At 36.9% G+C, this 14541-nt stretch carries 9 protein-coding genes; 3 read left to right on the forward strand and 6 right to left on the reverse strand.

Annotated features, from left to right (window positions below):
* Positions 1-92: 92 nt before the first annotated feature.
* Both LJE11_RS17040 and LJE11_RS17045 read right to left on the reverse strand, forming a co-directional pair.
* Positions 93-293 carry a helix-turn-helix transcriptional regulator gene (locus LJE11_RS17040; RefSeq protein ID WP_044951787.1) on the reverse strand — a complete coding sequence of 67 codons (201 nt, stop codon included), beginning with the start codon at positions 291-293 and terminating at the stop codon, positions 93-95.
* 231 nt (positions 294-524) lie between these two features.
* Positions 525-1547, reverse strand: coding sequence for an Rpn family recombination-promoting nuclease/putative transposase (locus tag LJE11_RS17045; RefSeq protein ID WP_227296293.1), 1023 nt, complete (start codon positions 1545-1547; stop codon positions 525-527).
* A 295-nt stretch (positions 1548-1842) separates the two neighbouring features.
* On the opposite strand from LJE11_RS17045, the gene LJE11_RS17050 reads away from it, so the two are divergent.
* Positions 1843-5778 carry a hypothetical protein gene (locus LJE11_RS17050; RefSeq protein ID WP_227296295.1) on the forward strand — a complete coding sequence of 1312 codons (3936 nt, stop codon included), beginning with the start codon at positions 1843-1845 and terminating at the stop codon, positions 5776-5778.
* Positions 5779-5950: 172 nt separating this feature from the next.
* Complete coding sequence (locus tag LJE11_RS17055; RefSeq protein WP_008707750.1) at positions 5951-6673, forward strand: hypothetical protein; 723 nt, start codon at positions 5951-5953, stop codon at positions 6671-6673.
* Positions 6674-7649: 976 nt separating this feature from the next.
* Here the strand turns inward: LJE11_RS17055 and LJE11_RS17060 are convergent.
* The 4 genes from LJE11_RS17060 to LJE11_RS17075 form a co-directional block, all read right to left on the reverse strand.
* Positions 7650-8969 carry a transglutaminase domain-containing protein gene (locus LJE11_RS17060; protein ID WP_020993311.1) on the reverse strand — a complete coding sequence of 440 codons (1320 nt, stop codon included), beginning with the start codon at positions 8967-8969 and terminating at the stop codon, positions 7650-7652.
* A gap of 209 nt (positions 8970-9178) precedes the next feature.
* The gene (locus tag LJE11_RS17065; protein ID WP_008707748.1) at positions 9179-9736 is read right to left on the reverse strand and encodes a zeta toxin family protein; all 558 of its coding nucleotides are present in this window, start codon (positions 9734-9736) and stop codon (positions 9179-9181) included.
* Positions 9737-9916 carry a hypothetical protein gene (locus LJE11_RS17070; RefSeq protein ID WP_008707747.1) on the reverse strand — a complete coding sequence of 60 codons (180 nt, stop codon included), beginning with the start codon at positions 9914-9916 and terminating at the stop codon, positions 9737-9739.
* A 75-nt stretch (positions 9917-9991) separates the two neighbouring features.
* Positions 9992-10204 (reverse strand): hypothetical protein, encoded by a 213-nt coding sequence (locus LJE11_RS17075; RefSeq protein ID WP_008707746.1) that lies wholly within the window; start codon positions 10202-10204, stop codon positions 9992-9994.
* Positions 10205-10634: 430 nt separating this feature from the next.
* Between LJE11_RS17075 and LJE11_RS17080 the strand changes: the two genes are divergently transcribed.
* Positions 10635-14541: hypothetical protein (locus LJE11_RS17080; RefSeq protein ID WP_227296297.1), on the forward strand; the 3907-nt coding region annotated here is incomplete at its 3' end.

Genomic DNA, 14541 nt, shown 5'->3' on the forward strand with positions numbered 1-14541 from the left:
AAAGCGTCTGGAAGCACGCGACTTCAGTCGTGTGAGGATAAAGTTTTTAATTCACTATATACATATCCCTTTCTATATTCTGACTCCACCTGCTAATCCTCCTTTTTTCCTGGTACAGCTTCTTTCCCAAACATTGCCAGTGCCTGATTCACTTTGTCCAGACGCACCGTTTCTTTTCCCTGTTCCAATTCCCTTACAAAACGAAGTCCAAGTCCGGAACGGATTGCAAAATCCTCCTGCGTCAGCCCTGCTTTTTTTCTTTCTTTTTTTATATAATCTCCAATTGTACTCATATTAAACATATTAATCCCGTTCGGGTATGATTTCAAGTGAATTATATACAAAAATCCCGTTCGGGTATAATTTATATATTTCCATATTAAATCATCCCGAACGGGTATAATAATATTTTTATGTTTTGTGCCCGGGTTCCGATTTATTGTGGGGTATTATATTTTACTCTGACATAAGTAAAGAGCCTCGGACCAGATGGACCAAAGGCTCTTCCTGATAGAGTTTTCCATTTACCAGTATTTTTTTACATAATTGACAGCCTCTTCCTGTGACAGGGAAAATTCATTCATGATGTTTCTGACTGTATCTGTCTCACTTATATTAAAATTCCTGCAGGTCCTTACAGTCGCACGAATGCCTTCAAGGATACCTTCCCATCTGCCTTCCTGACGGCCTTCCTGACGGCCCTCCTGTCGACCTTCCTGTCGACCTTCTTCAACACCTTCTTGTCTTAACTCTTCCAATGCATTACACATATTGATCTGCCCTCCCTTCTGCTCCGATTCCAAAGCATGGTCAATCAGCTTCTGTGATTCTGTAATGGCTCCTATCACAAGTCCAAGATCTGCCGGAATATTATGATCCCTGTAAACTTCATTGATCTTCGTATAATCCCTGGCATAGATCAAGCGGCTCACGTCAAACACCATATTTACGTCCGGATCGCTGAAACATAGTTCTCCACTTGATCTTACCTGTACCAGGTTCATACGGTAATCAGATACCAGTGGTTCTATCTTTTCGGGGATCTCCAGCATATCCTTCAGGGAAGACGGACCATCCCATTCACTTTCTCCATAGTATACACACAGACTGATCACCGGATGTAACCGGTCAGTCTTCTTAAAACCTGACAGGAATTCATCCGATGAATGGAAATCCCCGTTTTTCTTATTTACTGCTGCGATCTCATCATATTCTTTCATGTAAGAGAATGCATCTCCGACCATATGTCGCAGCGGCATCGCATAATGGATCTTTGCCTGATTTTCCAGTCCCCAGAGTACAAAATCCACACCATATGCCGTCTTCTTTACAACATCCAGGATCTTCTGTATTGTTTCTGCATGACCGTTAAATTTCAGCATGGAGGAAACATCCGTATCTGCTTCTGTAAGATCCTGCGGCTTCAGCACCTGTTCCCCGTTAAAAAATACTGCATTGAACAGATCCGCAAAATGTCCATTGTCTCTCCAGAAGTTCTTCAGTATGGTATCCGGTTTGATCTTATTTTTTTCCGTCGTATCCAGCACCTCCTTTTTGCCTGTTTCTGTTATCAATATATCATAATTATTATTTTGTTTCCACGAAAGGAAATATAAAAATTATTAAAAATCTGAAAAGTACAGCGTCCGATTGTTTGATCTATTCTCTTTTCTCATTCTGTCAGCTGTAAACGTTCATATAACTATAAAAATACCACTCTGATGCGTGAAAAAGGCAGTTATAAATAACCATTTTTTCAGGGTTGTGAATGAATTTCTAATCAGAGAATGTGCTTTTTAATCTAAAATCAACCTGTCCACCACCCAAAGGGGAACTATAATCATGACAAAGATTAAAAACACAAAGAAGGGCATGGCAAAAAAGACATTAAGTATGTCACTTGTTGTTGCAATGCTTGCTACTTCTAATGTGCCGGTATGGGCTGCTGAGTTCAGTGATGGCAGCGAACCATCAGTTACTACAGAAACTCCTGTTGCTGAAACATTTTCTGATGATGCCGCAGAAGCTCCTGTTGTAGAAGACAACACAGCAGATGTCAATGCAGCAAATGAAGCTGAGGTTTCTGGTAATCAATATTCTGTAACATATACACCTATTAGTTTTACTGCAACAGGTGCTACTTCAACTCCTGTAGAGAAAAACACCATGACATGGGCAGATGGAACATTATCCACAACTGTTTCTGTTACAGATAATAAAATTCTTACCGATGCAAAAGTATATGCAACATGGAAAGTTGATAATGTAGCTGTAAGCGCTTTAGCTGGTACTACAGCAGCAACATTCGCCAATGATGTAGCTACAATCACACCAACTGCATATACTGTCTCTTCAGCAACCGCAAACAAGACAGTAGCATTATATGTATACGCTGTAAAGGATAACCAGGTTGTATGGAGCTATACTTCAGATGCTATTACTGTAAATCCCAAGAATACCGCAGATGTTGTAAAAGCAACAGCAGCTGATGTTGAGTATAATGGTAAAATCCAGCAGGCAACGCCTACATTAAATCCAGTGTCAGGAAATTTACCGGCAGAATTAGATAATATTGCTGATTATACTATAGGTTATGATGAAAACAGTGATTTTGTTAATGTAACTGATAAACCGATCACCATCACATTAACACCTAAATCATCTGCATATAAAGGTTCTATCACAACTACTTATAAAATTAATCCAAAAAATTTAAGTACTTCAAATGCAATCGCAGATGAAATGGTTGCTACATTAAAGAATACATCTTATAAATTTGATGGCGGTAATACTAATACTGATGTATTAAAAGTAAAAAAAGAAGACATCACATTAGTTGATAAAGCTACAAAGAAGATTGATTTATCTGATTATCTCAAAGTTGACAAAAACGGCTATGTAAATGTTACAAGAGATGGAAAGATTGAGCTTGCCACTCCTGAAACCGGAAACAAAAACTATACTATTTCCGGCGCTGTTGGCTCTGACAATACTAAAATCCAGTCCACAAATGTTCCTGAAGTTGCTGCACGTGATCTGAGCTCAGTTACAGTTACAATCGATCCAGTTCAGAAAACAAACAATAAAGCAACACTCGCAGCAGATCAAGTTCATTTTTATGACAAAGACAGCAAAAAAGAATTAGCTCTGTTTAATTATGTAGATATTGATATTCCAAATAACGCAGTTGAAGCTGGAAAATACACTGTAACAATTACACCTAAGGCAACTACATCAAGCAGTAAGCTTACAGGTAAAACTACCGCTGAATTATCAATTTTTGCAACAGATATCAATACTGCTGTATTCAAAATAGGTACTAATGCTAAAGAAACAACAGTACCAGGTAGTGCTGGTAAAAAAGATACTTACAATTTTAATAGCATTACGAAATACTATACCGGAGAACCAGTTACATTTACAACTGATGAAATTGGTGTTCCAACAGTTGGTGCTAACAGCACTCCATTAATAAAGGATAGTGATTACGAAATCACATATTCCGATAATACAAATGCAGGTACTGCAAAAATGTTCCTTATTGGAAAAGGCAGCTACGCAAACAGCATTAAAAACTATACTTTTACAATTAGCCAAACACCAGTTACAGATGTAAAAGCAAGTGAATATGTTGAAAAGATCAATGGTGCAAAACCAGAAGATTATAAAACAGCAATGGGAGTTGTTGTAAAAGCTCAGGTTCCTGGAACAAATAAAATCTTAACTTTAACAGAGGGAAAAGATTATACAGTAACTTACGCATGGGGAGCTGATGGAAAATCTGTTGATGCAACTGTTGCAGTAAAAGCTAATAGCAATTTTGATGATCCAACCGATACTAGTATTCTTAAAGTAAACTCAAAGATTTCCAATGCAACTTTAAAATCAGAGTACATTAAACTGAAAGAGACTTCTTTTACATACAATGGTCAGGCAGTTAAACCTGATTTTGACGTTGTAATTGGCGGACATATTGTCAATCCAAATCAATACACTGCAAAATATACAAATAATGTAAATGCCGGTACTGCAACTTTAACAGTTTCTGCTAATGATAATTCTGATTATCAGGGAACAGCAAGCATTACGTATACTATTCAGTCTGCTGATGCATCTAAATTAAAGGGCGTAATCGGTACTCAGGAATACAAAGGATACACTCTTGAAATTGCGCCAGATAAGATCGACCTTACTTTAGACGGAAAGAAAATTGATGTTGAAAGTAACTTCATCTTAACCTATGGAGAAAATGTAAAAGTAGGTGAAGGTACAGTAACTTTAACACCAAAGAACAAAAACTTTACCGGAACTAAAACATTAACATTCCAGATCAGTGGTGAAATGCTTGATGGCACCAATGCGACATTTGCATATGTTGATAAAGATGGCTTTGCAGTAGCTAGTCCTACATTTGCTTACGACGGTACCGCACATACCTGTGCTAAAACTTCTTTAACATATACAGGCAAAGATTTAAAAGAAGGCACTGACTATGAGATCAAGTACGTTGATAATGTATACGGTCAGAAAGGCAAAGATAAAAAACAGTATGCTGCCGTTCTTGCAGTAGCTAAGGGCAAATTTGGCGGAAATCTGACAACTTCAGATGCTGCTTCCGGTATTAGTGTTAAAGATGGTGTTTATACAGATGCTGCCGGAAACAAGATTACAAACGTATTCAAGATAGATCTGATTGAAATTACTCAGGAAGAGATTACTGCAAGCTGTGTATCTGTTTCCAACGGAACATATGCAGCAGGTCTTCCGGTTAAACCATCTGTAAAAATTGTTGTAAAAGGAAGAACACTTGTAGAAGGTACAGATTATGACTTAAACGTATCCGCAAACAAGGATGTAATCAACGCAACAGAAAAACAGACTCTTCTTGTTACAGTTGAACCTAAGAATGGCTATAAATTACCAAATTCTGTTACATTGACTTATGCATGGGGAATTGACAAATTTGACCTTGCAAATGCAGACGTTACCGTAAATGGTGATAAAGTTACTGTTAAATGCGGAAAAGTAGAAGTTGCTGCTGATGAATATACAGTGACAAAGGATGCAGCAGCAAACAAAGTTACTGTAACCGCTACAAAAGGAAATAAGAACTACAAAGGTTCCAAGACAGTTTCTGCCGTTGTAACTGATCCGACAGAAAAACCAGCTACACCAATGATCAGCAGTGTTAAAGTTACCGGAAACAAAGCAACCGTAATCCTTTCCGGTGATTCCGAAGGTGCTGCAGGTTACGACTATGTAATCTCTACAGACCGCGATTGCATCACAAACAAAGACTATGATTCCGTAAACAAGAACCAGGTTCAGACCTCTACTACATTCAAATATGTACAGCAGGGAACCTACTATGCATACTGCCACGCTTGGAAACGTGACGCAAACGGTAAGAAAGTATTCAGCGACTGGTCTAATGCATATCCATTCGTTGTATCCGCAATCACACCGGACGCTCCAGTTATCACAAACGTAACAGTAAGCGGATCTACTATCAAAGTAACATACAAAGCAGCTGCAAACGCAACTGGTTACGATGTAGTACTTGGAACAGATTCCAAGAAAGAAAACGGTGAGACTCGTCCATACCACTATGGAAATTACAAGAAACTGAACCTCAAAGAAGGTACAGTAACAGCAACATTCAAGAACGTACCAAAGGGAACATGGGTAGTTGGAATGCATGCATTCAACAGAACATCCGAAGACGGAAAGAAAGTCTTCAGCCCATGGTCAAACCTGAAAAAGGCTACTGTTAAATAATCCTTTGGGTAAAGAAATATATAAATAAGAAAAACTATTGCTAGACTCTTAAATGGGTCAAATACAGTACTTCCCCTAGATGAGGGGGATATAATAATCAACCAATATTCAAAGGGGGGGGACTGTATTTATACAGCAATAGTTTTTCTTTTTCTGAAAAGAGGATAAAAGAATGCTTGAAGAACAACTTAAAGAATTGGCTTTAATCGTTAAAAATGATGACCTAAGAAAATATGCTGGAAATGCATTTTGGAATTTAATACAAGCTGTTATAAGTAAAGATCCGGTATCTGGAACGTTAGCAGGTAAAGATGTAAAACAAATAGTCTTTCATATGCCGACTGTTATATTTTGGAATAAAATAAAAAGATTTTTACAAGGAACATATAAAGACTATGAAGAACAAGTAAAAATGGCTTCTCAATTCAACAATGATAATGAAAAATATGCTGAATTTGTAAAAAAACAGATATATTTGATTGACAAACTAGAGGATGATATGAAGGTAGATTGCTTTGCGATATTAACTCGATGTTTGCTACTGCAAGAAATAGAAATTTCGTTGTATTTTAAATTAGCGCAGATTATAAATCAGTGTACTCCGTTTGAATTAGAATATATAAGAAAAATAGGAATTAACGAGAAGCAAAAAAATAGTGCAATGGTATCATCGTTATATCAATATGGGTTATTAGAACAAGATTCAGATGAAACGGAAGTATATTATATCTTTTCTGGATTTGGAAAGGCATTGAAGGGAAATTGTTTAAATTATGGCGATGATACAAAATGTGAGGTATTTAAAACATACAATGATGTTTCTCCATTATCTATTTCAGAGCCTGCTTTAATGGGGGATATAAAACAATTATTTATTGAAGAAGTTGATAGTTAATAATAGGTTCTCGGAATCTTGATCTTACCAACTAAAATTCATCAGTTGGATAAATTTTGAAAAGTAAATATTATCCAGAACGGATATGATAAGTAATAAATTGAGAAAAATGGTGCACTTTTATCGAACTTGCGTCAGACATGGTTTATAATGGTACTGCTTATGAAGTTAAGTGGTCTGCTCAAAGAGATCTTGTAGTGGGGAAGTCTTTGGCAGGGTCCAGGCTGTTGATGGCAACTTTAGGTGGCAATACAAAGACTTTGTTGCCTGTCTCTGAGTTACCCTGTATACTGTCATTAATACAGTAAAGAAAGGGATCCCAGAGCATCCTCCTGATAAGACGTATACTCTGGGATCATGGTTTTGAAACTATGATTATTATATCAGATAGCTACCCAGGTCAGATCATCGAAAAAATCCGGGAAGAAAGTAATATTTACATAAAATGATACAGAAATTTTTATAAAGCAAAAGAATAAAAATACCCAAATAGGACTCCTATCATCATTACGATAGGGATTCTTCTTTATCAAAATTTATTCTATGATTGTCGAAAAGTTTCTCTGGTAAACAAATAGCAGCTCTGATAAAATATATATACAAAATATGTGCCAAGAAACTATTAACTTATAAGGCAGTTAGGCAGTTGCTGCATGGATTCTCAAATCCTGTATAAAAGAATGTTCCTAATACAACGTTAAGTTTATTTGTTAAAACTGCTTGAGGGAAACATCGAAATTTCCAGCCGAGCAGTGCATCAGGATCGCCCAACCATACCGGTACACTGGATAGAAACGAACGGATAGGACAGCCTTAATTCCGAGGCAAATGCAATCAGGGAACAGACAGTATATTATGAGATCCGTTTCAGCTTAACCTCAAAGAGGTTACAGTAACATTCAAGAATGTATCAAAAGGAACATGGTAGTTGGAATGCATGCATTCAACAGAACATCCGAAGCCGAAAAGAAAGTCTTTATCTCTTATAATCTGTTTTACTACAGGTTGGCAGTCCTTTTGTATCCCAGGACATCCCGGCCTGTTTTATCCAGGTATCTGTTCCGAGAAGAAAGCCATTTGACTGAGCATCCAGGATGTACCATTTACCCCCAACCTTTACCTGATTCCACTGGTGGCTCGGGTTACTGGCTTTGGCATTTGCATGAACGTAACGGCAGTCTACCCCGATTGCATCACAGAGTGCTTTCATGCCTCTTGCATATCCGGAACACTGTGCTTCTCCATATACCAGTGCACCCCAGGCTGTATTTGCATAATTATACTGCCATCCCCTGTATGCATATCTACAATTGCTGCGGAGATAATTAAAAGCAGTCAGGACTTTATCATAATCTGACATTCCTTTCCGGATATAATTCAGTTTAAAGCTCTGTACAACACTTCTTACCTGCGCCAGATGGGCAGTATCCAGATATGGACCATACACACTGCCGTAACTATAATCACCTTTTACAGTAGGAGATTTTAAGGTTATCTTTCTGGCTGCGCTCTTATCACTATATATGTTTTTCCCATTTACATTCTTATAGGCAAGTATTCTGTATTGATAAGTTTTTCCTGTTTTTGCAGTCTTGTCTGCGGCAGTAAGTTTGCTTCCTTTTCTTACTGCTTTCAGATAACTCCATTTTCCATTGTCATACCTGTAGATTCTGTACCCGTCTGCCTGATTTGTATAACTCCATGACAATTTTACAATCTTGTTATCGGTAGTATAACATTTGTAAAGTTCCGGTGTCTGCAGAACCGGTTTTACAGTAATGGTATTTGAGATTATCCTGACATCATCCCCGAAATTTTCAGATTCCGGATCAAATACATAATCCGAATATCTAAGCTGATAGGAATATTCATGTCCTGCCTTTGTTGTCGTGTCCACAAAAGTAAGATTATCACCTCGGGCACTTGGCCGTTCAGAATAACAGATCACCTTTTGGGCATTCCCATAACATGCATAGCGATCATCATCGATAACATTCCAGACTGCACCGATAACCTGAAAACGGTCCAGCCTCTTTAGTTCTCCTCCATTTTTAACCGAAGGTTCCGAACGGTAAACATCTACATATTTAGAACCCAGAGTATTTACCAGTGCATCAAACTCTATGCAGCTCGCATTTCCTGCCCGCCATTGTTTGATATTCATAAACGTAGTATCTTCCCGGACTGTCTGCGCCGCTTCTGCATTTACTCCTGTGCATAAAGCCATACACAGCAGCATACAGCACAGCAACAGTAATCCGGACAATTTTTTTAACCTTTCTGATCTTTTTCGCATCTTCATATTCCTCCTTCAGATATGTTCTTTTATTTAAATGAATTGTACCACATATCATCAAAAACTATCCAGTGATTGTCTTAATTTGTCAATGACAGAGAGACAAAAAACATCAGTGTAAGATAGAAATTTTATCAAATTAAAATTCATAAAAAGAAGGCTCCAGTCATTACAGCCGGAGTCTTTCTTTAATAAAAATGTTTCTTCCTTCAATAGATAATGTAATCAAACCATTGTGGTATATCCTGGGATAATCTTACTATTTTTCCCCTTCGAAAAATAGCAAAGCGATGAAAGCTATTACTATTGTCATAAAAAACTGCCAGATCACATTCTTTAAGTAGATACTGCAAATTTGAAAAAGATTGAAAGTATCTTTTTTCAATATCAGATTCAGGAATTCCATGCCCGCCATTCTGAACTCTTTCAGCGACTCTTCGTTTAGCAGTTTCTACAGAATCCACACCTACATAGTGTAATTCTATTGTATAGCCTAATTGTTTCGCACGTTTAAAATTTTTTATAATAGATTTCCCACACAAAGTACTCTCCTGATTAAAAGATATTCCTTCTGAAAAGTATTTATCAATCAACTGAACTGCTATTTTTCCTGCTTTCAGGACATCAGATGTATTGCGCCAATCTCCTAGTTCTTTTACGATTTCATCTGTATTTACTCGGGGCATTTTCTTTAAATTATCTAATATCTGATAAAGAGTAGATTTACCCGCTCCATTAACTCCACCCAAAACAATATATTTTTTCATTTAGAATAAATTCCTCGCAATTACCTGTTTTTGCTTTTTTTGAAGCAAAAAATCCCCCACCATTTGATAAAATTCCCTTTGTTCTTCTGAATCAGCCTCTAATGTAAGCTGTAATGTGTCTTCAGGTTCCAGACATTTGATTTCTTCATATATTTTTTCATATTTTTTTACATCGCACATTTTCAACCCACCTTTTTATTTTTGATTATCATTGTTATTTATTTTGAGTATATCAAACACTTTCTATACTTACCATTAAGGAGCCCCTGACTGTCCGGTCCGGATTGTATCTCCCTCAATACAGTTCATGATCTCTTCCAGAGAACAGTCCCTGTATTCTGCTACGGTGTACTTTAGAATATTGCTCATAATCGGCTTATACGAAAAAATATTTTTCGCCTCTTTATCTTTTGTTTCTCTGCCTTTTAAGGTTCTCATTATTGTAGAAATACTGTTTTTTACTTTCATGAGATACTCCTGCAAATGAAATTTTCTATTTATATTTTCATGATACCTCAGAAATAAAACTTCGTCAAATGCTTCTTCCCGATTCGGGCAGACACCAGAGGAGGTGGCAGATTAGAGTAAATTTCTTTCACCAAAATCAGAACCGGGTTCCGATTTACTGCATCAGTTTTTCAGGTAGATTCCCTGGATATTTTATATTTTATGAGTTTCATTGTGTATCGTTACTTATTATAATCAGCGTAAAACTAGAAGAATTTTTTCAATACATCAACAGATTTATTTGCAATAACTGCCTGTTTTTACTACGATTGTCAACAATTATCCACTTATAAATCATAAAACATGGATATTCCCCAAGTCTGAAATCAATTCCCCATACGAAATTTTCTCCAAAATCAACCTGTCCACCACCCAAAGGGGAACTATAATCATGACAAAGATTAAAAACACAAAGAAGGGCATGGCAAAAAAGACATTAAGTATGTCACTTGTTGTTGCAATGCTTGCTACTTCTAATGTGCCGGTATGGGCTGCTGAGTTCAGCGATGGTAGTGAAGCATCAGTTGCTACAGAAGCTCCAGCTGCTGAAACATTCTCTGATGATGTTGCTGAAGCTCCGGTTGTAGAAGATACCACTGAAGCAGATACAACAGATGCTGCTACAGTTACCGAAGCAGGAGATTTGATTCTTGATGATGTTACAATTACCAAAAGTGCAACTTTTGGTGCTAATGAAAAGGTTGCTGTATCAGGTATAATTAAATATAAAGATGGCAGCGATGTAAAAGAATTAAAAGATTATTACTTTGGATGGAGAGTTAAAGGAACAACAAATGCTATATTCACAGACCGTGTAGCAAAAGATAACACTACAGACAAAATGTCCTTTATTCCAGATTTTGCTGATGCATCCAGTTGGACAGCATCACAGGCTCGCCATATTGACTGGAGTGAATATGCTGGAAAAACACTGGAGCTGTATGTATACAATAATGAAAATCCAGATGACATCAATATTGCACCAACTGTTATTGGAGAAACAACTATTAATAAATGCGCTATTGAAGGTACACTCAACTTAAATAAAACAAGCAATGATCTTGAGTATAATGGAAAAGATTTCTATTATACAGATAATACTGCAGATGGAAGTGATAATGCTGTAAAATTAGTCAATTCAGGAGCAGCTCTCACAGTTAAAAAAGGTGATACTGTACCAGGAGTTTTAGGAAGTACATGGACTGCTGCAACTGTATTAAAATATTTTGATGTAGCTGCAACAAAAACTGCTAAAAATGCTAATGAAAAATTAACAGTAACTGCAACTGCTAAAGCAGATTCTCCATATACTGGCACAATATCTGCTGATGTTCTTACTGTGCAGAAACGTGATTTTGATGCAAATGAATTTGAATTAAGCGTTGCAGATGGTCTTTCTTATCAGTATACAGGAGATATTATTACCCTTCCTACTGACAAGGTAACATTCAAAGAAAAAGATGACGTTTTATCAGGTGCAGATTTATCTGCTGCTGTGAAAAAAGCTGTAACTACAGATAAAGCAACTGGTATGAAGACTGTTGAAGTTACTTTAGATGCAGATAAATTACCTAACTTTAACCTGACTGATTCAGATAAAACTCAGATTACAACTAAAGCAAATGTAGAAATTACCAAACGCGATTTAAGCGCTGATTCAACATCTATTACATTAAGATATGGTCGTGTACCGAAGGGAACAACCGTAGGTCAGTTTGCCAACGCTAATCTGGTATTTAAAGATAAATCGGGAACAGAGTTAAAACTTACAAATAATTCCGATTATAATCTCATTATTAAAGATCCAGACAATCAGACTGTAACAAATACACAATCCTTTGATAGAGTTGGTACCTATACTGTTACTGTTTTTGCTAATGAACAGTCCAATCCAACTTGCAAGAACGGTCAGATTCTGGAAGTAAGAGTGGCAAGCAACGTAATTGCTACAGCTTCTTTCACAAATACATATGCTCCATATTATACAGGAACAGAACTTAAACCTACCAAAGAAGAGCTTGGAAAACTTGTAATTTCTAATGTAAACCTTGCAGTTGGTTCTGAAACCTTAAAAGATGACGAATGGGAAATTACAGGATATTCAAATAATGTTGAAGCTTCCAAATATGACAAAAATGGTGACATTACAACCTACGGATATGTCGAAATTAAAGTAAAAGGTGATTCTTCCTACGCAGGTCAGACTTATAAAGTTCCATTTGAAATTAAGCCATTAATTGTATCTGCTGATTCTGTGACTGTACCAAAAACAGTTACATACAATAAAGGAAATGGTCCGGCAAGTGATTACAAAGTTCAGTTAGTTGTAACAGCAAAAGATAGAACCGGAAAAATCGTTAAAGGCTTAAGTGCGGATGATTATTCTATAAAATATGAATATGAAGATGGTTATAGCGATGTTCCTAAAAACAACGTCGGTCAGAACGAACTTCATGATTTTATTAAAGCTACTATTACTATTAAAAATCCTAACTTTGCCGGTGATAAGGGTGCTAATACAGTAGTTGAAATGCCTCAAACAACTAGCGCTGATAAATGGACAGAGATTGTTGAAAAAGCAGTTACAAATGATATGATCAAGATCAATCCATCCAGCTATGTATATACCGGCGGTAATATCACCCCTACATATACAGTACTCGATGGAGCAATTGCTCTGTATGATAAAGCTGATTATGGTGATAAAGGTGAATACGAGCAGGTAAGCATCACAAATAATAAAGAAGTCGGAACTGGTACAGTAACTGTAAAAGGTGTTACAGGAAAATATTCCGGAACTGCATCTGCTAACTTTACAATCACACCTGCAAATACATCTGATGTAAAAGTTACATTTTATAAAGATGATGAATGCCAGTACACTGGAAGACAGGTTAGACCGCGTACATTCAAAGCTACATTAAATGGCAATGATGTCACCAACCAGTTTGAGATTGTAAGCTACGGTGAAAATGTTTCCGGAAAAGGAACTGTTGTATTAAAACCGGTTGATGGAAATAAGAATTTCACAGGTTCCAACATTACAGTAGACTTTAACATCATCAAAGAATATGTAAACGCAGACTTAAATGTATTTAATTCCAATGGTGTAAATGTTACTGTAGCTAATTCAGTATCTAATGTAAAGGGCTATAAAGTAACTGATGAAAAAGCAATAAACTATTCCGGAGATTCCTTTGACTTTGATGGAACCGCTAAGACATTTGCAAGTGAAGTACTGAAAAATATTTCCAAGACAGATGCCAATGGTAGCACAACAGCAGTTTCAAAAGCAAAAGAGTCTGATTTCGAAATTAAATATGTAGATAATATTTCTGGTAAAAATACAGGAATGAAAGACAGCAGTAATAATAGTTATAATATTGCATATGTATATGTTGTTGCAAAAGATGGTACTGGTTATACAGGAACAAAGTCTTTCACAACAGCTGATGGAACAACCATTAAAGGTGTTGTTGATTATGTAGCATTTGCCATTAAGAATGTAAAATTCGTAAAGCAGAACGTCTATGTTCAGAATGCAACTTATGCAGGAGGACTTCCGGTTAAGCCAAGCGTACTCGTTCAGATTAACGGAAATACTCTTGTTGAAGGTAAAGATTATACCCTTACCTTAAAGGCAAATGGTCATAATGATCCAAGTGGTGTTAATTTTGTAAATGTTACAGACGGTAAAGTTTACAAAGTAGAAGTTACCGGTATCAATGGATATACTGGTTCTTCAGAAACTGATCTCGCATGGGGCATTGACAAGAAAGATATCAAAGACTGCGATGTTAAGGTTACAAATGGTGTCGTAACTGTCATGAACGGATATATTCCTGTTCCAACCACAGAATATACATCTAAGAACAACGGAGACGGAACCTACACAGTAACAGCTAACAGCACTTCTAAAAACTACACAGGTTCTAAGTCTGTTAAAGCTGATGGAAAAGCCGCAGACGAAAAACCAGATGCTCCAATGATCAGCAGCGTTAAAGTTGTTGGAAACAAAGCAACAGCAATCCTTTCCGGTGATTCCGAAGGTGCTGCAGGTTATGACTATGTAATCTCTACAGATCGTGACTGCATCACAAACAAAGACTACGATTCCGTAAACAAGAACCAGGTTCAGACTTCTACTACATTCAAATATGTACAGCAGGGAACCTACTATGCATACTGCCACGCTTGGAAACGTGACGCAAACGGTAAGAAAGTATTCAGCGACTGGTCTAATGCATATCCATTCGTTGTATCCGCAATCACACCGGACGCTCCAGTTATCACAAACG

This window comes from Blautia sp. DFI.1.216 (assembly GCF_020594215.1).
Classification (GTDB): Bacteria; Bacillota; Clostridia; order Lachnospirales; family Lachnospiraceae; genus Blautia_A; species Blautia_A wexlerae.

Excerpts from the sequence above, each read along its gene's own strand:
- LJE11_RS17040 (WP_044951787.1), bottom strand. The coding sequence starts at position 293 with ATGAGTACAATTGGAGATTATATAAAAAAAGAAAGAAAAAAAGCAGGG.
- LJE11_RS17050 (WP_227296295.1), top strand. The coding sequence starts at position 1,843 with ATGACAAAGATTAAAAACACAAAGAAGGGCATGGCAAAAAAGACATTA.
- LJE11_RS17055 (WP_008707750.1), top strand. The coding sequence starts at position 5,951 with ATGCTTGAAGAACAACTTAAAGAATTGGCTTTAATCGTTAAAAATGAT.
- LJE11_RS17060 (WP_020993311.1), bottom strand. The coding sequence starts at position 8,969 with ATGCGAAAAAGATCAGAAAGGTTAAAAAAATTGTCCGGATTACTGTTG.
- LJE11_RS17065 (WP_008707748.1), bottom strand. The coding sequence starts at position 9,736 with ATGAAAAAATATATTGTTTTGGGTGGAGTTAATGGAGCGGGTAAATCT.
- LJE11_RS17070 (WP_008707747.1), bottom strand. The coding sequence starts at position 9,916 with ATGTGCGATGTAAAAAAATATGAAAAAATATATGAAGAAATCAAATGT.
- LJE11_RS17075 (WP_008707746.1), bottom strand. The coding sequence starts at position 10,204 with ATGAAAGTAAAAAACAGTATTTCTACAATAATGAGAACCTTAAAAGGC.